The organism is Curtobacterium sp. MCBA15_004, assembly GCF_001865055.2.
In the GTDB taxonomy this organism is placed as follows: Bacteria; Actinomycetota; Actinomycetes; order Actinomycetales; family Microbacteriaceae; genus Curtobacterium.
The window spans coordinates 399209-417804 of sequence record NZ_CP126266.1 but is presented as its reverse complement, the minus strand read 5'-3'; the positions used below and the strand labels follow the sequence as shown (position 1 = coordinate 417804).

The following is an 18596-nucleotide window of genomic DNA, read 5'->3' as shown; positions in this document are numbered from 1 at the left end:
AAGGATGGTTGCCAGCGCGGCACGCACGGCGGGACGGTGTCCGCATGCAGAACCACTTCGACGTCGTCGTCATCGGCGGTGGCCCCGCCGGCCTGTCCGCAGCACTGATCCTCGGCCGGTCGCGCCGGTCCGTCCTGGTCGTCGACTCCGGCGAACCGCGCAACGCGCCCGCGGCGGGCGCACACAACTACCTGGGCCGCGAGGGCGTCGCGCCCCGCGAGCTCCACCGCATCGGTCGGCAGGAGGTCGCCTCCTACGGCGTCGCGGTGACGGACGGGAGGATCGTGGCCGCGTCCGCGACACCCACCGACGGTCCCGACGCGGTCGCGTTCTCGGTCACGCTGGACTCCGGCAGGCGTGTCACCGCCCGTCGGCTGGTCGTCGCCTCCGGCGCCGTCGACGTGCTGCCGGACGTGCCGGGGCTCGCGGAGCAGTGGGGGCGCGGCGTCGTGCACTGCCCGTTCTGCCACGGGTGGGAGGTCCGCGACCAGCGGATCGGTGTGCTCGTGACCTCGCCGACGGGGCCGCACCACGCGCTCATGTTCCGGGCCCTGAGCGACCGGGTGACGGCGTTCGTCGCCGAGCCGGACCTGGTCGACGCGACCGCGCGGGCCGGGTTCGCAGCGCGCGGGATCACCGTGCGCGACGAACGGGTGGCACGGGTCGAGTCGGACGCGGGTCGCCTCACCGGCGTCCGGCTCGGGTCGGGCGAGGTCGTGGCGCTCGACGCCCTGGCCGCGTCGAGCACGGCCGAGCCCCGCGTCGAGCACCTCGACGGGCTCGGGCTGGCGGTCGAGGACTTCGTGGTCGACGGCTTCCGGTTCGGCGGCACGCTCCCCGTCGACGGCACCGGGCAGACGTCGGTGCGCGGGGTCTACGCGGCCGGGAACGTCACCACGCCGATGGCCACCGTGATCGCCTCGGCCGCGGCGGGGACGCAGGCGGGGGCCGCGGCGCACGGGGACCTGGTGCGGGCGGACCTCGCGGCGGCGCTGGCCGCGGTACCGGCGGGTCAGCCGACGCGGTAACCCGGCCTGGGCGGCGGGTCAGCCGACGCGGTAGCCGGCCTGCGCGGCGAGGAGCGGGGCGAGCGCGAAGAGCTGGTCCGAGCCGATCGTCGCGCCGCGCAGGCCCTCCAGCCGCTCGACCCGGTCGAGGTCCGCGCGGCGCAGGTCGACGTGCTCGACCCGGGTCCCGGTGCCCTCGACCGCGCGGATCGTCGACCCCTCGAACGACACCCGCAGCAGCCGGGCGTCGCCGAGGTCGAGCTCGTCGATCACGCAGTCGCGGAACACCACGTCGGTGAGGGCCGAGCCGCGCAGGTTCACGAAGCCGAGCTTCAGGCCGGTGAACACGACGTCGTTGAGCTCCGCGTCGTACAGCTCCGCCGAACCGACGCGACCGCCGCCGATGCGGACGCCGCGCCACGAGCTGCTCGACGCCCGCAGGACCGGGGCGTCGAGGGTCTCGATCGTCGAGTCGCGGACCCGCAGCCCGCGCAGGTCGGTGTCGTCCGCCCGGAGCGTGTCGACGACGCACTCCTCGAGCTCGGCGTCGGGCAGCCGCTCCCCCGCGACGTCGAGGACGCCGATGCGTTTGCCCTCGACCCGGTCGCCCGTCAACAGGTCACCGGGGGCCGGCGTCCAGTCCTCGAGGTCGGTCGGGGCCGTCGCGGTCAGGCGCGGGGCGTCGGTGCCGTCGGGGGACGAGGTTCTGCGGGCCATGCGGTCAGTCTGCCGCGGACGACCGACGCGATGGGACGGGCCGCGGGTCAGGACTCGGTGCGACCCCGGCTGCCGGGCCGCGTCAGGACGCTGTCGAGCGTGTGGTCCTTCGCCGGGCCCGCCACCACCCAGCGCACGGTCCACCGGGTCCGGTCGCCGTCGAGGATCCCCCGGTAGTCGTCCGGCGCGCAGGCGTGCTCGACCGTCGACCCCCAGGTCCACGGGTGGAAGACCCGTCCGTCCGAGAAGTGCACCGTCCACGTGCCGTCCGGGCCACGGCGCACGGTCAGCGTCCGGGACACCGGGGTGGCGCGGCCGCCGAGGGTCATCGTGCCGGACTCGTCCCAGCGCACCTCGTCGGGAGCGGTCGCGGTGAGCGTCGTGGTCCCGGTGACGGTCCCGTGCTGCCCGGCGAGGCGGTCCTCGATCGTCCGGTCGAGGTGCCACTCCCCGAGCAGGTCCGTCGGCGTCAGCACCCGACCAGGGTACGACCCCGGTCAGCCCCGCAGCGGCCCGGACGCCGCGACGTGCGCGCCGTCCGCGAAGCCGTCGACGAGCTCCCGCAGGGCGTCCTCCGCCGAGTGCCGCGGCTCCCACCCGAGCTCGGCCCGGGCGCGGTCGGTGCGCATGATGGGCACCCCGGCGGCGATGTCGACCCACCCGGCGTCCGTCGGCTGCAGGTGGAGCCGCCAGGTCAGCGTGACGAGCCCGCGGACGAGCCGGAGCGGCACCCGGACCGCACCGGGCATGCCGAACGCCCGCGCGATCCGGGGCGGGGTGAGGACGGGGGCCGCGGCGATGTTGAACGCCCCGGCCGCTCGGCGGTCCACCGCACGCCAGTACGCGTCGGCGAGGTCGTCGGCGTGCACGGCCTGGAACACGAACGGGTACGGCAGCGGCAGCACGGCCCAGCGGATCCACCGGACGATCCGCATCGGCACGAGGTGCCCGAGGAACAGCCCGCGGAGCTCGGCGGCCACCCCGCGCTGGAACACCAGGCCGGGCCGCAATCGGGTGACGACGATGTCGGGGTGTTCCCGCTCGAAGTCGTCCATGGCGGCCTCGTTCGCGGCCTTGTGCACCGAGTACGTCGCCGTCGGGATCCCGGTCGCGGGCCACGACTCGTCGACGGGGGTCCGCTTGCCCGCGACGTCGACGCCGCGGTAGGTGCCGACCGACGACGCCACGACGACCTGCCCGACGCCGGCGCGCGCGACGGCCTCGAGGACGTTCGCCGTCCCCGTGACGTTCGTCCGGTGCTGCGCCGGGATGTCGTGCGTCGGCTGGAGCGCCCACGCCAGGTGCACCACGGCGTCGGCATCCCGGAACACCGCGGTGAGGGCGTCGACCGCGTGCGGGTCACCGACGTCCACCCGGTGCCACTCCGCCACGTCGTAGGGCGCGACCCGGGCGTCGGGCAGACGACGGGCGACACCGACGACCTGCAGGCCGTCGGCCTCGCCGGCCCGACCGTCCCCGGCCAGGCGCGCAGCCGCGAGCCGTCGGAGCACGCCAGTACCGACGTTGCCGGTGGCGCCCACCACGACGACGCGCATCAGCGCACCCGCCCGGGTCCGGTCGGGGCCGTCATCAGGCGGCGGCCATCGCGGGGTCGAGCACGACCTTGATGCAGCCGTCCTCCTTCTTCTGGAAGACCGAGTACATGTGCGGCGCGTCCTCGAGCGACACCCGGTGGGTGGTCAGGTCGAGCGTGCCGAGCGGGTCGGCGGAGTCGGACACGAGCGGCATGAGGTCGTCGACCCAGCGGCGGACGTTGCACTGCCCCTCGCGGATCGTGATCTGCTTGTCGAACATCGTCATCATCGGCATCGGGTCGGCCATGCCGCCGTACACGCCCGAGAGCGACACCGTGCCGCCGCGGCGCACCAGGTCGATCGCGGTGTGCACCGCCGCGAGCCGGTCGACGCCGGCCGTCTCGATCGCCTTCTGGGCGAGCTTGTCGGGCAGCAGGCCCGCGGCGCGCTGCGCGAACCCGGCGACCGGGTTGCCGTGCGCCTCCATCCCGACCGCGTCGACGACACCGTCGGGCCCGCGGCCGTCGGTCAGGTCGACGAGCTGCGGGACGAGGTCGTCCGACATGTCGAACACCTCGATGCCGTGCTTCGCGCCGAGGTCGCGGCGGACCTGCTCGGGGTCGACGGCGAGCACCCGGTAGCCGAGGTGCTTGCCGATCCGCGCGGCGAACTGGCCGACCGGGCCGAGGCCGAGCACCGCGAGCGTGCCACCCTCGGGCACGTCGGCGTACTGCACGGCCTGCCAGGCGGTCGGGAGGATGTCGCTCATGAACAGCCACTGGTCGTCGGCACCGGTGTCCGGCACCTTGATGGGGCCGTAGTCGGCGTGCGGCACGCGCAGGTACTCGGCCTGCCCGCCGGGGACCTGGCCGTACATCTTCGTGTAGCCGAACAGCGAGGCGCCGGTGCCGTACTCGGTCACCTGCGTCGTCTCGCACTGCGACTGGAAGCCGTGCTGGCACATCCAGCAGTGGCCGCACGAGATGTTGAAGGGGATGACGACACGGTCGCCGACCTTCAGGTTGGTGACGGCCGAGCCGACCTCCTCGACGATGCCCATGGGCTCGTGCCCGAGGACGTCGCCCTTGTCGATGTACGGGCCGAGGACCCGGTACAGGTGCAGGTCGGAGCCGCAGATCGCGGTCGACGTGATCCGCACGATCGCATCGGTCGGCTCCTGGATGGTCGGGTCGGGGACGGTCTCGACGGACACCTTCTCGGTGCCCTGCCAGGTCAGTGCGCGCACGTGGCATTCCTCTCGTGGAGCTCGGGGCCGGCCTGGAGGCGCGGCCCACGTCACCCTCGTCGGTACGCGCCCGCCCCGTGGTGCGTTCCCAGCCCCGTCCCCGGGCCGCACCGTCGGTGCGGGCCCGCACCGTGGTCCGGTCCCGGTCCCGGTCCCGGCCCCGTCGCCCGACCGCACCGGCGCGGCGGGCCCGCACCGCGCCTCCCGTCCCGTGTCCGACGTCCTGGCCGGTCGGCCAGCGCGGTCTCCGCCCGACCGCCGATGCGCGCCGCACCCCGCGCGCGTCACGCTGGGCGCGATGGACCACAGCACCACGCGCCGGACGCTCCTCGCGAGCGCGACCGGCACCCTCGCCGCCGGGCTCCTCGCGGCCTGCTCACCGGGGTCCGACGGGCCGCGACGCTCCCCGTCGGCGCGGCCGCCCTCCACTCCCACGCACACGGCGACACCGACCCCGACGCCGACGCCGACGCCGACGCGGCCCACGCTGACGAAGGTGCCGCTGCCGCCCGGCACCGTGACCGGGCTCCCCGAGGGCACGCCGGGGATCGCCTGGACGGTCGACGACGGGGCCTCCTCGGACGTCGTCGGCGCCTACGCCCGCTTCGCCGCGGAGACGGGCACGCGCCTGACGTTCTTCGTGAACGGCGTCCGCCCGGCGTGGACCGAGCACGCCGACCTGCTGCGGCCGCTCGTCGCCTCCGGGCAGGTGCAGCTCGGCAACCACACGTGGGACCACCCGGCACTGACGAAGCTCGGTGACCAGGCGGTCCAGGACCAGCTGACACGGAACCACGCGTTCATCCAGGACACCTTCGGCGTCGACGCGAAGCCGTACTTCCGGCCGCCGTTCGGCTACCACGACGCCCGGGTGGACCGGGCCGCTGCGGCCGTCGGCTACACCACGCCCCTGCTCTGGTACGGCACCCTGGCCGACTCGGGCGACATCACCGCGGACCAGATCCTCGGCTTCGCGGAGCAGTGGTTCCAGCCGGCGCACATCGTGATCGGGCACGCGAACCACCCCGGCACGATCGAGGCGCTGCCGCGGCTGCACGCCCTGCTCGAGCAGCGGGGTCTGGCGACGTACACGCTCGACGACGTCTTCGCGCGCTGACGCCGTCCGGCCCGCGTGGCGCGCGAGGGTGCGGGCGGCGCAGCGGCCGGGCGGTCAGCCGCGCAGCCGGTCCCGCTCCGCCGGGGGCAGGTGCTCGGTCGCGGTCGCCCGGGCCGCGGGTGTCAGGAACCGCCCCTGCCGCTCGAGGAACGCGACGAGCGACTCCTCGGACGCCCGCTTCCCGGTCTCGCGGAGCACCCACCCGAGGGCCGACTGCACCGTCTCGGTGCGCTCCCGCACGAGCCGGCCGGCGATCCCGAGCGGGACCTCGGCGTCGCCCTGCTTCGCGAACGCCAGCGTCGCCACGACCGCGATCCGCCGGACCATCGCCACGTCGGACTTCGCGAGCGCGAACAGCGGCCCGGTCGAGCCGCCGACGAGCGGGGCGCCGACGAGTTCCTCGGCTGCCAGGTCGACCAGCGCCGGGTCCTCGAACCGCTCGGCCTTCGCGGCGGCGAGGTACTCGTCGATCAGCTCGGCGTCGGGCCGATCGCGCATCGCCTGCACGAGCAGCAGGACCGCGACGAGCCGAGCCCCGGCGTCCTCGCTCCACAGCAGTGCGGAGCGCTCGCCCGCGTCGAGGTCGGCGAACTGCCGGGCGACCCGGCGGGCCCCCGGGACGTCGCCGGACGTGCGGGCGAGGGCGGCGAGGACCGCCTCGGCGTCACATGGGAGGCGCGTCACCTCACCTCCACCTGACCTTCATTCACTTGCAGCCTGAACGTTTCCCTACTCACCTAACGAAGCCACGAAGGACCAAAGGCAGCGGTCACGCGCGTTTGCTGTTACCGATAGCTCGGAACATCGGATTCGAGTTCGCGAGACAGCTTCTTAATCCGACGCTTGAAGCGCGCCCGCACGTCATCTTCAGACAGCCGGACTGCGCCCGGTTGGTTGAAAATGTCAACAAGTACAATTCGCATTTCCTCAACCGGCATCACATCAAAATCCGGCAGGTATCCCGAACTGTCGTTACGTCGCGATGAGACAACTCGGTAAACTCGAACGAACGACTTGAACCTCATGTCGCCAACACCGAAACGGACGGCCTTCTGTGCTACCAGCTCATCAAGGCGTCTAAGCAATTTCAAATTGCGGATCTGTGAGAAGTACGCCAGCCATCCAACGCGTCGCCCTTCAAGAACGAAGCCACTGATGACCAGATCGAGGTGCCACTGCAGGCGATTGCGGCAGATCGTCTGCCAGCTTTCATCCTTCGGGTTTCTGGCCACAGCATACCGATAGGCCGTGAAGCTTCGCGCTATGCGCCCTTCAAGCTTAGATATCGAACCCTTACGCACCGATATTCTCGGCCACTCGAACGAATAGCCAAGGAAGTCGAAGCCATCAGCGATACTCCCCGACTTGCTTTTTTCTGCATTATGATCGCCGTGGATTTCCAAATCTGCCAACGCCGCGACTTGGCGGATCTGTCCCGTAACGATGCGAAGCTCAGCCAGGCTCTCTCCGAGTAGCACTATGTCGTCAACGAACCTGAAGCCAGCAACATTGGGGCTGGCCGCCACGTGATCGTCCAACAGCTGCATGACTGCTTCGGCCATACCATTCGACACGGCTAGGCCTTGCGGGACGCCGCGTGTACTACTAGTTCGCGGGCGAACCGCCCTCCTCGCGACCGTAGGGGCCTCCACAGCGCTGATGAACAGATCGACTATCTTCTCGTTGCGGAAGATCTGCGTCAGTCGTGCTCGTAGAAACTCGTGAGAGATCGACGGATAGAACTCTTTAACATCCAACTTGACGAAGTGGGACCAGCGATCCTTCTCAAGTTGAGAAATCAGAGCGGCTACCACGTCCTGCGGCAGACGCATCGACGCATCAGGATGCACTTCACGAAGGAAAACTGCCTTCACCCTGAGCGCGATCCTATCGCGAACCGAAGGGAGTGAGACAACCCGCGGATTTTTGCCCGCCCCTTTCGATTTCAGCACCTCAACATATGGCTGGAAGCTGTAATCGAAGTGGCGTAGTCGACGATTGATTAAGCGGATTTCTGTTTTAAGAACGCCCGCAAACTGTTCAGGACTTATCCCATCCCTACCCGACCCGCCGCCACTCTCGATTTTAGTCCAAGCCTCCAGCAGCCGAGCCCTCGTCACCGCCTTCTGCCATCGCCTTTCGCTAACCATCGATCAGCCCTTGCTGAAGATGCCGCCGGCGACTGGAACTAGAGCGGCAAGTGCGGTGATCGCCAACACGACAGGCAACGCGGTTAGCGTTCCACTCGCCAGTCTGGCGCCATAGATATTCACGCGATCCCATCTAGAGGCTTCGAAATGGGACCAGTCACACCTGTTGAATGACGGATGTTCCCTCGAAAAAATGGTCATATTTGCAAAGAAATCTGCGCCCGAGTGGTTGGGAATCATGTCCAGCAATTTCTGGTAGCGCGCATTAAGGTCGTCCGCCGCATGAAGGCGTTCCGCCGTATCATTTGATCTGGACACCACCCTATCAAGATCTACCCATAGGCGCTGCAACTCTCGGTACTCAGTAAAAGCATTTGTGGATCGAACCCGATAATCAGCATTAGTGACCACAAGCGTCACTGCAAGGGTGACGATGCCGATAGACGCCCAGAGCAGGTCGCCTCGTTCGCCATATATCCGTTCATCGCTTAAGAGGGCCACGGCGGCAATGACCGAAACACAACTCAGGACAATGAGCGCCGCGTTCCAAAGCCGGTCGCGTCTCTGCAGGCGCTTAGCCATCGATAGATGTGCATGATAGGTCCGCGCCACACGATTGTGCAGCTTCGAGAGTTCATCTCTAGATACCTCTGACATGGGGCTTCGGCCACTCCGATTCAACGTCGCGAAAGGACTACCTTTCGCACACCATGCTCATCGCCCACCAGTAGTGAGCTCAGCCCCCGCAGGAGCGCGCAGGTGTCACCCTGCATGTTTCACATTCCCAGCCGTAGCCAGGCAGTGACCGAAGCCTTGCCTATGATGACACATCAGGAAGCTTCCATGCGCGACACGGTTGAACGAAGCGATCCAGCGTGGAGGTAGATGTCCTCTAGAGAGTCGATCGGATGACGTGTCTCGACCTTGTTCTCGTCGAACAGCCCGATGTACTTCTGCTTCTTGCCGTTGAACCAGAGCCGCGCGATCGGCTTCCGGTTGTTGTTGTCGAGCAAGATCGCGAAGTACGACTTCTGATCGCGGTGGACGATGCGCTCTGGCTTGACCTCACTGCAGGCGATCGCCTTGACGATCTGGTACCCCTCGAGTTCCTCAGGAGTGGTCTCGATCTCGGTGTCACGGTCGATGTCGTCCTCGACCACCGGTGCGCTCGAGAGAGCTTCGACCGACGCGGCCTGCTCCATCGGCGCCGTGTAGGACGCGCCGAGCGCCGTCTTCAGTCGATCGTTCACCTGTTCGTTGAGGAACTGCTTCGACGCCTTGGCGACGAGCGTCGTGAACTGGCTCCGCGCCTCCTGGGTGAACCTGCCCTCGTAGACACGCGACGCGAACAGCCGGACGAAGTCTTCCTCCGGCTCACGGAACTGTGCGGCGATGGCACGCTTCAGCGCGCCGACGTACTTGAGTTCCTCGGCCGCGCTGATGACCGAGTCGAGGTCGAACACGTCCTTCGTGAGCTTGCTGAGCTCCGGCAGGAGCGTCTCGTCGATGTCGGCGAGGTCGAGCACGAGGAACGGTCGATCGTCCATCTTGTTCGGCGCGTCGAGATCCGTGTAGAAGTTGTAGACCTCACCGTTGGTCAGCACGGCGATGCGAGCGTTCGTGACGGAGAAGTACCGGAACAGCTGCGACGCGTGCTCGATCTTGAGCGGCTCCGTCGATTTCTTGCACTCGATGAGGATCTGGACCTCGCCGTCGCGCATGATCGCGTAGTCGACCTTTTCCCCGCGCTTCACGCCCACGTCGGCCGTGAACTCCGGGACGACCTCCAACGGGTTGAACACGTCGTACCCGAGGATCGTCGAGATGAACGGCATCACGAACGCGTTCTTCGTGGCCTCCTCGGTCTGGATCGCCTGGCGCTGGTTCTGCACCTTCGTGGCCAGCGCTGCGAGACGCTCTTCGAACTCCATCGTCCACTCCTGTCTTCGCACTCAGGATAAGTGACCGCTCGTCAACTCGAGGACCTCGCCGAGCCCCAGAGCGAGGGGCACCTCGGAACGAGCCCTCGATGGACACAGCAATGCGTTACAAGTCGGAAACGAAACGTATACAAAACCGAACGACGATCCGTGATTGTATGCAATCACCGCACTCCTGAGCGTGACTCCACAAGAGTCGCCACGCACACCGCAGCTCCAGGAACACGATGTCCCAGACCTCTTCCCGACGCCGCCGGACACTGCTCGCCGTGCCCGCCGTCGCCCTGGCCGCCACGCTCGCCCTCACCGCCTGCGTCCCGGTCCAACGCTCGAAGGCCGGCGGCTCGACCGCCGGGACCGTCACCACCGTCGCGATCGGTGACCAGCAGGTCCGCGAGGGCGGCGACCTCGTCATGGCCCTCTCCGCGGAACCGGACCGGCTCGACCCGACCACCTCGTCATCGCTCTACACCCGGTACGTCATGGAGACGATGTGCCAGAAACTCTACGACATCGACGCCGAGGGCACCGTCGTCCCGATGCTCGCGACCGAACTGCCGACGGTGTCCGACGGTGGGAAGACCGTGACGTTCCCGGTGCACACCGGCTACCGGTTCGCCGACGGCACCCCGTTCGACGCCGACGCCGTGGTGACGACGCTGGAACGCAACCTGACGAAGGACGACTCGAGCCGGAAGAGCGAGATGGGGCCGGTGACGAGCGTCGAGGCGGTCGACGACCACACCGTGCGGCTGCACTACGCGACGCCGTTCGCGCCGATCACCGCGGCGCTGGCCGACCGCGCCGGCATGGTCATGTCGCCGACGGCACTCGCGCAGGAGGGCGACGGCTTCGGCGACCACCCGGTCTGCGTCGGCCCGTACAAGTTCGTCGAGCGCGTGCCGCAGACCTCGATCACGGTCGAGCGCGACCCGCACTACCACGACCCGGCGAGCGCCCACTTCGACACGATCACCTACCGGATCATCACCGACGCGAGCATCCGCGCGCAGAACCTGAAGTCCGGTGACGTGCAGATGGCCGACACGATCTCGACCCAGGACGTCGACGAGCTGCGGAAGCGCAAGGACCTCAGCGTCCTGCGCACCGGGTCGCTCGGCTACCAGGGCATCACGATCAACCTCGCGAACCAGGACGGCGTCGGCACCGACCCGAAGCCCCTCGGCACTCCGCTCGCCCGGTCGGCGAAGGTCCGGCAGGCCCTGTCGATGTCGATCAACCGCGCCGAGCTCGTGCAGAGCGTGTTCCGCGGCTGGGCCGACGTGGCGTGCTCCCCCATCCCGGACACGAGCGCCTTCGCGACCGACGCCAGCAAGGCCTGCCCGGAGTACGACCCCGAGCGGGCGAAGGAGCTCCTCGAGCAGGCCGGGGTCGAGCAGCCGTTCCCGATCGCGATGGAGGTGACGAACACCCCCGACACGGTCCGGTTCGCCCAGGCGCTGCAGGCCCAGGCCCGTGCCGGTGGCTTCGCGATCACGATCACCCCGGTCGAGTACACGACCCTGCTCGACGACCAGACCCGCGGCGACTTCCAGGCGCTGCAGCTCGGCTGGTCCGGCCGGGTCGACCCGCACGGCAACATCGGCTCGTTCCTCGGCACCGGCGGCGGCAACAACTACCCCGGCTACAGCGACCCCGAGGTCGACGACCTGATCACCCGCGCGGCGCAGGCAACCGACCAGCGGGAGCGCGCCGACCTGTACGGCCAGCTCGTCACGAAGGTGCAGCGGGACGACCCGATCATCTACCTCTACCGGACCCGGAGCATCACCGGCGTGAGCAAGGACGTCGCCGGGGTCTCCACCTACGCCGACGGCGTGGTCCGACTCAGCCAGGCGGCGTTCGTGGAAGGCGGCAGCAAGTGACCCGGTACGTCCTCACCCGGCTCTGGCAGGCGGCGCTGACGCTCGTCCTCGCCTCGGTGGTCGTGTTCTTCGGGGTCCGGCAGCTGCCGGGCGACCCGGCCCTGGCGCTGGCCGGCGAGGAGGCCAGCCCCGAACGGCTCGCCGCCGTCCGCGCCGACCTCGGGCTCGACGACTCCCTGCTCGTGCAGTACTGGCGCTTCGTCGTCAACGCGCTGCAGGGCGACCTCGGCCAGTCCACCCGCACCGGCACACCCGTCACCGAGCTGCTCGGCGCGACGCTCCCGGTCACGCTGTGGCTCGCGTTGTACGCCATCGTCGTCGCGGTCGTCGTCGGCGTCGCGCTCGGCACCCTCGCAGAGCGGTACCGGGGCCGCTGGCCCGAGTGGATCGCGAACGCCGCTGCCCTGGTCGGCCTGAGCGTGCCGAACTTCTGGCTCGGCATCCTCGCGATCGTGTGGCTCGCCGCGGGCCTCGGGTGGTTCCCCGCGTCCGGGTACGTACCGGTGACGAGCGACCCGCTCGGCGCCCTGCACCACCTGACGCTCCCGGCGCTGATCCTCGGCACGTCCCTGGCGGCCGTGATCATGCGGCAGACCCGGGCGTCGATGATCGAGACGATGAAGACCGACTTCGTCCGGACCGCCCGCGCGAAGGGCCTGAGCCGCCCGCGGGTGCTGTTCCGCTACGGCCTGCGCAACTCGATGATCGTCGTCGTGACGATCGTCGGCCTGCAGCTCGGCGGCCTCATCTCGGGCGCGGTCGTCACGGAGCGCATCTTCGCGCTGCCGGGCTTCGGCAAGCTCACGCTCGACGCCGTGTTCACCCGCGACTACCCGGTGATCCAGGCCGTCGTCCTCGTGATCACGCTCGGCTACGTCCTCATCAACTTCGCCGTGGACGTCCTGTACTCGGTCATCAACCCGAAGATCCGCGCGGGAGGTACCGCATGACGACCATCACAGCGCCGTTCGACCTCGGGTCGAGCCGTGGCCGCGTCTGGAGGCAGGTGCGGACCAACCGCCTCGGCATGACGGGCGGGATCATGCTCGCGGTCGTCGTGCTCGCGGGGGTCACCGCGCCGCTCGTCGCGCCGCACGACCCGACGGCGACGCACTTCGACCTGCCGTTCCAGGTCCCGTTCACGGTCGGCTTCGGGCTCGGCACCGACGACCTCGGCCGCGACGTCCTGTCGCGCACGCTGTACGGCATCCAGGTCTCGCTCGTCGTGGGCGTCCTGTCCGTGCTGCTCGCGGTCGTCGTCGGCACCCCGCTCGGCCTGCTCGCCGGCTACTGGCGGTGGCTCGACGCGGTCGTCTCGCGCCTGACCGACGTGGCCCTGGCGTTCCCGTTCCTCATCATCGCGGTGAGCCTGGCGGCGATCAGCGGCCCGAGCCTGACGAACGCGGTGGTCGCGATCGGGATCTCGCACGTTCCCGCGATGATCCGCATCGTCCGCGGTGAGACGCTCCGGATCACGAGCGCCGACTTCGTCACGAGCGCGCGGACCCTCGACGCCGGCGGGGCCCGGATCATCGCGCAGCACGTGCTGCCGAACTGCCTGTCCGCGATCATCGTGCAGGCCACCGTGATCATGCCGGTCGCGGTGATCGGCGAGGCCCTGCTGTCCTTCCTCGGACTCGGCATCCAGCCGCCCACCCCGAGCCTCGGCATCATGCTCTCGGACGCCCAGCAGTACCTCGGCCAGGCACCGTGGGCCGCGGTGGTGCCCGGAGTCGCGATCGCCGTCATCTGCCTCGGCTTCAACCTGTTCGGCGACGCCCTGCGCGACGCCCTCGACCCCACCGCCTCGGACCGGAAGTAGCACCAGCACCATGTCCCACAATCCCGCCTTCACCTCCCCGCCGACCGAGACGACCCGGCCGGACCTGCAGGGCACCTTCGGCATGGCCGCCGCGACGCACTGGACCGCGACCGCGACCGCGCAGTCCGTCCTGGAACGCGGCGGCAACGCCTTCGACGCGGCCGTCGCCGGTGGCTTCGTCCTGCAGGTCGTCGAGCCGCACCTCAACGGTCCCGGTGGCGACCTGACCGCCGTGTTCGCGACGGCCGCCGACCCGACACCGACGGTCCTCGTCGGGCAGGGTCCGGCACCCGCGGGCGCGACGGTCGAGCACTTCCGAGCGGAGGGCCTCGACCTGGTCCCCGGGGCCGGCGCGCTGGCCGCGGCCGTCCCCGGCGCGGTCGACGCATGGCTCCTGCTGCTCCGCGACCACGGCACGTGGGAGCTCGCCGACGTCCTGGCGTACGCCGTCGGCTACGCGCGCGACGGTCACCCGGTCGCACCCCGGGTGGTCGCGACGATCGCGACGGTCCAGGACCTGTTCCGTGACCACTGGCCCACCTCCGCCGACCGTTGGCTGCCGGGAGGCGCGGTGCCGGTCCCCGGGACCGTCCTGCGGAACGAAGCGTGGGCCGCCGTGCTCGACCGGCTCGTGCAGGCCGGGGCCGGTCTCGACGCCGGTGCAGCCGACGACGCGCGCGTCGCGCGCATCGACGCGGCCCGCACCGAGTGGGCCGAGGGCTCCGTCGCGCAGGCGATCGACGCGTTCGTCCGGCGGCCGCACCGGCACGCGTCAGGGACCGACCACGCGGGGGTGCTCACCGCGGACGACCTCGCGGCGTTCCGGGCGTCGACCGAACCCGCGACGACCGCCGAGTTCCGCGGCCACACGATCGCGAAGACCGGCCCGTGGGGCCAGGGTCCGGCGCTGCTCCAGACCCTGCGGCTGCTCGACCCGCTCGACGACGAGCATCTCGACCCGTCGACCGTCCTCGGCGCGCACACGATCGCCGAGGCGCAGAAGCTCGCGATGGCCGACCGCGAGGTGCACTACGGCGAGCGCGACGTCCCGATGGCCGAGCTGCTGTCGGACGACTACTCCGCCGCGCGCCGTGCCCTGATCGAGGACCGCGCCTCGCACGCGTTCCGCCCGGGCACGGTCTCGGTGCCGGGCGGCACGCTCCCGCCGCTCCGCGAGACGTACACGCCGGGCGGCGAGCCGATCGCGGGGGTCGGCGAGCCCACCGTCCCGGGAGCCCACAGCGGCAGCACCCCCGCAGCCGTCGCGGCCCCAGCGGAGGACGCCCCCACCGACGAGGACCGCGGCGAACCGATCGTGATGGCGACCGGCGAGACCCGCGGCGACACGTGCCACATCGACGTCGTCGACCGCTGGGGCAACATCGTCAGCGCCACGCCCTCGGGCGGCTGGCTGCAGTCGTCCCCGACCATCCCCGAGCTCGGCTTCTGCCTCGGTACCCGCCTGCAGATGACCTGGCTCGAGGAGGGCACCGCCTCCACGCTCACGCCCGGGGCCCGCCCGCGCACGACGCTCACCCCGACGCTCGTGCTCAGGGACGGCGAGCCCGTCGTGGCACTCGGCTCCCCCGGCGGCGACCAGCAGGACCAGTGGCAGCTGCTCTTCCTGCTCCGCACGATCGTCGGCGGGTACTCCCCGCAGCAGGCGATCGACGCCCCCGCGCTGCACACCACGTCGTTCCCGGGGTCGTTCTGGCCCCGCACCTGGACCCCCGGCGGCCTCGTCGTCGAGGACCGTCTCGGCGACGAGGTGATCGCCGGGCTCCAGGCCCGCGGCCACGTCGTCACCCGCGCCGGCGACTGGTCGCTCGGCCGCCTGTCGTGCGTCACGCGCGACCCCGCCACCGGCGTCCTGGGCGCCGCCGCCAACCCACGAGGAGCACAGGGCTATGCCGCAGGACGCTGAGGACCGGACCACGCACGACAGCGAGACGACCACCGGGCGCACGCCGCGCCTCCCGGCCGCCCCGACGACCACCGACGCGAGCCGGGGCACGGACGCGGCCGACCTGCTGCTCTCCGTCCGCGACCTGCGGGTCGCGTTCGGCGACCGCGAGGTGCTGCACGGCGTCGACCTCGACGTCCGCCGCGGCGAGCGCGTCGCGATCGTCGGGCAGTCCGGGTCGGGCAAGTCGACGCTCATCGCGGCGCTGCTCCGGCTGCTGCCCGGTGCCGGCCACATCACGGGCGGCGAGATCACGCTCGGCGCCGACGACGTCGCGCACGCCGACGAGCCGCTCATGCGGCGCGTCCGTGGCGGGCGGATCGGCCTGGTGCCGCAGGACCCGTCCACCAACCTCAACCCGTCGATGCGGGTCGGTGCGCAGATCGCGGACGCGCTCCGGGCCGGCGGACTCCGAGGCCGGTCGGCCGTCCGGCGGCGCGTGGTCGAGCTGATGACCGAGGCCGGCATCCCCGAGGCCGCGCGCCGGGCGGACCAGTACCCGCACGAGTTCTCCGGCGGCATGCGGCAGCGCATCCTCATCGCGGTCGCGCTCGCCCGGCAGCCCGAACTGCTCATCGCCGACGAACCGACCAGCGCGCTCGACGTCACGGTGCAGCGGCAGATCCTCGACCACCTGCAGACCCTGGTGGACCAGCACGGCACGACGCTGCTGTTCGTGACGCACGACCTCGGTGTCGCCGCGGACCGGACCGACCGGGTCGTCGTCATGCTCGACGGCGAGATCGTCGAGCAGGGGGCACCCGGGGCGATCCTCCGCGACCCGCAGCACGAGTACACGAAGCGGCTCATCGCGGCGGCGCCCGCGCTGTCCGGGGTCGCCCCGGAGCCGACCACCACGGGCGAGCCGATCCTCGTCGTCTCCGACCTGGTGAAGGAGTACCGGCTCCGCGGTCGGGGCGCCGGGACACTGCGCGCCGTCGACGGGGTGTCGTTCACCGTGCGCCGGGGCACCACGACCGCGGTGGTCGGCGAATCCGGCTCGGGCAAGACGACCGTGGCGCGGATCGTGCTCGGGCTCGAGACGCCGACCTCGGGCAGCGCGCTCGTCGACGGCCACGACGTCGGCACCGCGCGGGGAGCCGAGCGTCGTGCGGTCCGGCGCCGCGTGCAGCCCGTGTTCCAGGACCCGTACGGCTCGCTCGACCCGACGTCCACGATCGAGCGGATCATCGACGAGCCCCTCCGGGTGTTCGGCATCGGCGACCGGGCGTCGCGCACCGAGCGGGTGTGCACGCTGCTCGAGCAGGTCGCCCTCCCCCGCGAGGTCGCCCAGCTGCGGCCGAACGAGCTGTCCGGCGGGCAGCGGCAGCGTGTGGCGATCGCCCGGGCGCTGGCGCTCGAGCCGGAGCTGCTCATCCTCGACGAGGCGGTGTCGGCGCTTGACGTGCTCGTGCAGGAGCAGGTCCTGACGCTGCTCGACGAGCTGCAGGACCGCCTCGGGCTGAGCTACCTGTTCATCACGCACGACCTCGGGGTGGTCCGCCGGATCGCCGACGACGTCGTGGTGATGCGCCGCGGCGAGGTCGTCGAGCGGGGCACGGTCGCGGCGGTGTTCGACGACCCGCAACAGCAGTACACGAAGGACCTGCTCGACGCGATCCCCGGCCGCAGTCTGGCCGAGGCGGCGGCGTGACCCGGAACCCTGCCGCCGGCGACGTCCCGCCCCCTGCCGCCCGCGGGCGGGGTGTGGGACGATCGGCCCCGTGCTGAACGGGACGAGCGTCATCGACGCCATCCGCCACGACATCGTGTCCGGTGCGCTGCAGCCAGGGACCCGGGTGACCGAGGCGTTCCTCGCGGAGCGGTACGGCGTCTCCCGGGTGCCCGTGCGCGAGGCCCTGCGCGGCCTCGAGGGCGAGGGCTTCGTCGTCTCCCGCCCGAACGCCGGGTCCCGGATCGCCGACATCCCGTTCGACGAGGCCGACGACCTGTTCGCCGTCCGCGAGGCCCTCGAGACCGCGACCGCGCGCCGGGCCGCCACTCGCGCCCGGACCCTGTTCGACACGGCGACCCCGCCGGAGGACTGGTGGCGGGTCCGGCGGGAGCTCGGCGAGGTGCTCGACGCGGGCGACGCCGCCGTGGCACACGACGAGCTCGACCTGCTCGTCGACCTCAACGAACGCTTCCACCTGCTCGTCGCCGAGCTGTCGGGCAGCGCGACGCTCGCGACCCTGCTCCGCCAGCTGTCCCGGAAGATCGAGTGGCTGTACGCGCTCGACACCTTCTCGCGCGGCAAGCGGCTGTGGCCCGACCACCGGCGCATCCTCGCCTCGATCGACGCGGGTGCGGTGGACGAGGCCGCCGAGCGGATGGCCTGGCACGTGCGCGAGAGCCGGATCGGGTACGCCGCCCGGTCGTCCCCCGAGCAGGCGGACGCCCTCCGCACGGCCGGCCCCGCGGTCTGACCCGCGCGACAGCCGCTGGCCGCGGGCCCGCCACCCGCCCGCCGCCTACCCACCGCGGATGGAGCAGCAACCGTCGGGTGCGCGGGCCCGACCCGACGATTCCTGCTCCATCGACACGACCCTCCTGGCCGGTCTGCGCACCCGTCGCGGGCAGCCTGCGTCTTCCCCGAGAGCCGGTTGCGAGAACGCTCGTTCTCCGATTGACTCTGACTCGGCGCCGGGACCGACGCCACCCCCGCAACGAGAGGAACGGCATGCCCACGCGCACCGCACGCACCGCATGGAACGGCGGCCTGGAGGACGGCTCCGGCCAGGTCGAGCTGTCCAGCTCCAAGGTCGGCACCTACGACGTCTCCTTCCCGAAGCGCGCCGCCGACGAGGCCGGCGGCACCACCAGCCCCGAGGAGCTCATCGCCGCAGCCCACTCCGCCTGCTACGCGATGCAGTTCTCGGCCGTCCTCGGCGAGGCCGGCGGCACCGTCGAGGCCCTCGACGTCAAGGCCGACGTCTCGCTCGGCCCGGACAGCAACGGCGGCTTCAAGCTCACCGGCATCACCCTCACCGTCAGCGGCGAGGTCTCCGGCATCGACGAGGCCACCTTCCTCAAGGCGGCCGACGAGGCCAAGGCGACCTGCCCGGTCAGCAAGGCGCTCACCGGCGTCGACATCACGCTCAAGGCGACCTTCGAGCAGTAGTCCCCACCCGGGGTGACGGACGTCACCCCGTGACGGGCTGGAGGCACGGTGCCGGCTGGCACCGCGCCTCCAGTCCGTCTCCGGGCACCACC

The 18596-nt window shown here is 70.7% G+C and carries 17 protein-coding genes; 9 read left to right on the top strand and 8 right to left on the bottom strand.

From position 1 onward, the window contains the following. The first annotated feature begins 44 nt into the window (after positions 1 to 44). The gene (locus QOL16_RS02020) at positions 45 to 1028 is read left to right on the top strand and encodes an NAD(P)/FAD-dependent oxidoreductase (protein WP_071283527.1); all 984 of its coding nucleotides are present in this window, start codon (positions 45 to 47) and stop codon (positions 1026 to 1028) included. Positions 1029 to 1046: 18 nt separating this feature from the next. Here QOL16_RS02020 and QOL16_RS02015 read toward each other — a convergent pair whose 3' ends face one another. Genes QOL16_RS02015 through QOL16_RS02000 form a run of 4 tightly spaced genes read right to left on the bottom strand, consistent with a single transcriptional unit; the run spans position 1047 to position 4505 of the window. After that, on the bottom strand, positions 1047 to 1724 hold the full coding sequence (locus tag QOL16_RS02015) for a pentapeptide repeat-containing protein (RefSeq protein WP_071283531.1): 678 nt from the start codon (positions 1722 to 1724) through the stop codon (positions 1047 to 1049). A gap of 47 nt (positions 1725 to 1771) precedes the next feature. Next, complete coding sequence (locus QOL16_RS02010; RefSeq protein ID WP_071283534.1) at positions 1772 to 2200, bottom strand: DUF6314 family protein; 429 nt, start codon at positions 2198 to 2200, stop codon at positions 1772 to 1774. A 21-nt stretch (positions 2201 to 2221) separates the two neighbouring features. Continuing rightward, positions 2222 to 3280 (bottom strand): NAD-dependent epimerase/dehydratase family protein, encoded by a 1059-nt coding sequence (locus tag QOL16_RS02005; RefSeq protein WP_071283538.1) that lies wholly within the window; start codon positions 3278 to 3280, stop codon positions 2222 to 2224. 34 nt (positions 3281 to 3314) lie between these two features. Next, positions 3315 to 4505, bottom strand: a complete 1191-nt coding sequence (locus tag QOL16_RS02000) for a zinc-dependent alcohol dehydrogenase (protein ID WP_071246466.1) — start codon at positions 4503 to 4505, stop codon at positions 3315 to 3317. Between the two features lie 298 nt (positions 4506 to 4803). Between QOL16_RS02000 and QOL16_RS01995 the strand changes: the two genes are divergently transcribed. Continuing rightward, a complete protein-coding gene (locus QOL16_RS01995) occupies positions 4804 to 5622 on the top strand; it encodes a polysaccharide deacetylase family protein (protein WP_071283542.1) in 819 nt (272 codons plus the stop codon). A 54-nt stretch (positions 5623 to 5676) separates the two neighbouring features. On the opposite strand, the gene QOL16_RS01990 is transcribed toward QOL16_RS01995, so the two are convergent. The 4 genes from QOL16_RS01990 to QOL16_RS01975 all read right to left on the bottom strand — a co-directional run bounded on the left by QOL16_RS01990 (position 5677) and on the right by QOL16_RS01975 (position 9703). Then, positions 5677 to 6306 carry a DNA alkylation repair protein gene (locus tag QOL16_RS01990; RefSeq protein ID WP_071283545.1) on the bottom strand — a complete coding sequence of 210 codons (630 nt, stop codon included), beginning with the start codon at positions 6304 to 6306 and terminating at the stop codon, positions 5677 to 5679. Positions 6307 to 6407: 101 nt separating this feature from the next. After that, positions 6408 to 7772, bottom strand: coding sequence for an RNA-directed DNA polymerase (locus QOL16_RS01985; protein WP_083394954.1), 1365 nt, complete (start codon positions 7770 to 7772; stop codon positions 6408 to 6410). A 3-nt stretch (positions 7773 to 7775) separates the two neighbouring features. Further along, the gene (locus tag QOL16_RS01980) at positions 7776 to 8429 is read right to left on the bottom strand and encodes an SLATT domain-containing protein (RefSeq protein ID WP_139266357.1); all 654 of its coding nucleotides are present in this window, start codon (positions 8427 to 8429) and stop codon (positions 7776 to 7778) included. Between the two features lie 173 nt (positions 8430 to 8602). Continuing rightward, complete coding sequence (locus QOL16_RS01975) at positions 8603 to 9703, bottom strand: type I restriction endonuclease (protein WP_071283548.1); 1101 nt, start codon at positions 9701 to 9703, stop codon at positions 8603 to 8605. A 236-nt stretch (positions 9704 to 9939) separates the two neighbouring features. On the opposite strand from QOL16_RS01975, the gene QOL16_RS01970 reads away from it, so the two are divergent. From QOL16_RS01970 to QOL16_RS01940, 7 genes are all read left to right on the top strand, one after another. Beyond that, complete coding sequence (locus QOL16_RS01970; RefSeq protein WP_071283552.1) at positions 9940 to 11598, top strand: ABC transporter substrate-binding protein; 1659 nt, start codon at positions 9940 to 9942, stop codon at positions 11596 to 11598. Continuing rightward, positions 11595 to 12548: an ABC transporter permease gene (locus QOL16_RS01965; RefSeq protein WP_071283555.1), complete on the top strand. Its 954-nt coding sequence runs from the start codon at positions 11595 to 11597 to the stop codon at positions 12546 to 12548. Before QOL16_RS01970 ends, QOL16_RS01965 begins: the two co-directional genes overlap by 4 nt. After that, a complete protein-coding gene (locus QOL16_RS01960) occupies positions 12545 to 13420 on the top strand; it encodes an ABC transporter permease (RefSeq protein WP_071283558.1) in 876 nt (291 codons plus the stop codon). The genes QOL16_RS01965 and QOL16_RS01960 overlap by 4 nt, the downstream gene beginning before the upstream one ends. Positions 13421 to 13430: 10 nt before the next feature. Then, positions 13431 to 15344: a gamma-glutamyltransferase family protein gene (locus QOL16_RS01955; protein WP_071283592.1), complete on the top strand. Its 1914-nt coding sequence runs from the start codon at positions 13431 to 13433 to the stop codon at positions 15342 to 15344. After that, a complete protein-coding gene (locus tag QOL16_RS01950; RefSeq protein WP_083394955.1) occupies positions 15328 to 17037 on the top strand; it encodes an ABC transporter ATP-binding protein in 1710 nt (569 codons plus the stop codon). The genes QOL16_RS01955 and QOL16_RS01950 overlap by 17 nt, the downstream gene beginning before the upstream one ends. Before the next feature lie 70 nt (positions 17038 to 17107). Further along, positions 17108 to 17809 carry a GntR family transcriptional regulator gene (locus QOL16_RS01945; RefSeq protein WP_071283595.1) on the top strand — a complete coding sequence of 234 codons (702 nt, stop codon included), beginning with the start codon at positions 17108 to 17110 and terminating at the stop codon, positions 17807 to 17809. 254 nt (positions 17810 to 18063) lie between these two features. Further along, the gene (locus tag QOL16_RS01940; RefSeq protein ID WP_065961446.1) at positions 18064 to 18504 is read left to right on the top strand and encodes an OsmC family peroxiredoxin; all 441 of its coding nucleotides are present in this window, start codon (positions 18064 to 18066) and stop codon (positions 18502 to 18504) included. The last annotated feature ends 92 nt before the right edge of the window (positions 18505 to 18596 follow it).

What these genes read in the sequence shown, in the direction of transcription:
- QOL16_RS02020 (WP_071283527.1), top strand. Translation starts at nt 45, where the DNA reads ATGCAGAACCACTTCGACGTCGTCGTCATCGGCGGTGGCCCCGCCGGC.
- QOL16_RS02015 (WP_071283531.1), bottom strand. Translation starts at nt 1,724, where the DNA reads ATGGCCCGCAGAACCTCGTCCCCCGACGGCACCGACGCCCCGCGCCTG.
- QOL16_RS02005 (WP_071283538.1), bottom strand. Translation starts at nt 3,280, where the DNA reads ATGCGCGTCGTCGTGGTGGGCGCCACCGGCAACGTCGGTACTGGCGTG.
- QOL16_RS01995 (WP_071283542.1), top strand. Translation starts at nt 4,804, where the DNA reads ATGGACCACAGCACCACGCGCCGGACGCTCCTCGCGAGCGCGACCGGC.
- QOL16_RS01985 (WP_083394954.1), bottom strand. Translation starts at nt 7,772, where the DNA reads ATGGTTAGCGAAAGGCGATGGCAGAAGGCGGTGACGAGGGCTCGGCTG.
- QOL16_RS01980 (WP_139266357.1), bottom strand. Translation starts at nt 8,429, where the DNA reads ATGTCAGAGGTATCTAGAGATGAACTCTCGAAGCTGCACAATCGTGTG.
- QOL16_RS01975 (WP_071283548.1), bottom strand. Translation starts at nt 9,703, where the DNA reads ATGGAGTTCGAAGAGCGTCTCGCAGCGCTGGCCACGAAGGTGCAGAAC.
- QOL16_RS01970 (WP_071283552.1), top strand. Translation starts at nt 9,940, where the DNA reads ATGTCCCAGACCTCTTCCCGACGCCGCCGGACACTGCTCGCCGTGCCC.
- QOL16_RS01960 (WP_071283558.1), top strand. Translation starts at nt 12,545, where the DNA reads ATGACGACCATCACAGCGCCGTTCGACCTCGGGTCGAGCCGTGGCCGC.
- QOL16_RS01955 (WP_071283592.1), top strand. Translation starts at nt 13,431, where the DNA reads ATGTCCCACAATCCCGCCTTCACCTCCCCGCCGACCGAGACGACCCGG.
- QOL16_RS01950 (WP_083394955.1), top strand. Translation starts at nt 15,328, where the DNA reads ATGCCGCAGGACGCTGAGGACCGGACCACGCACGACAGCGAGACGACC.
- QOL16_RS01940 (WP_065961446.1), top strand. Translation starts at nt 18,064, where the DNA reads ATGCCCACGCGCACCGCACGCACCGCATGGAACGGCGGCCTGGAGGAC.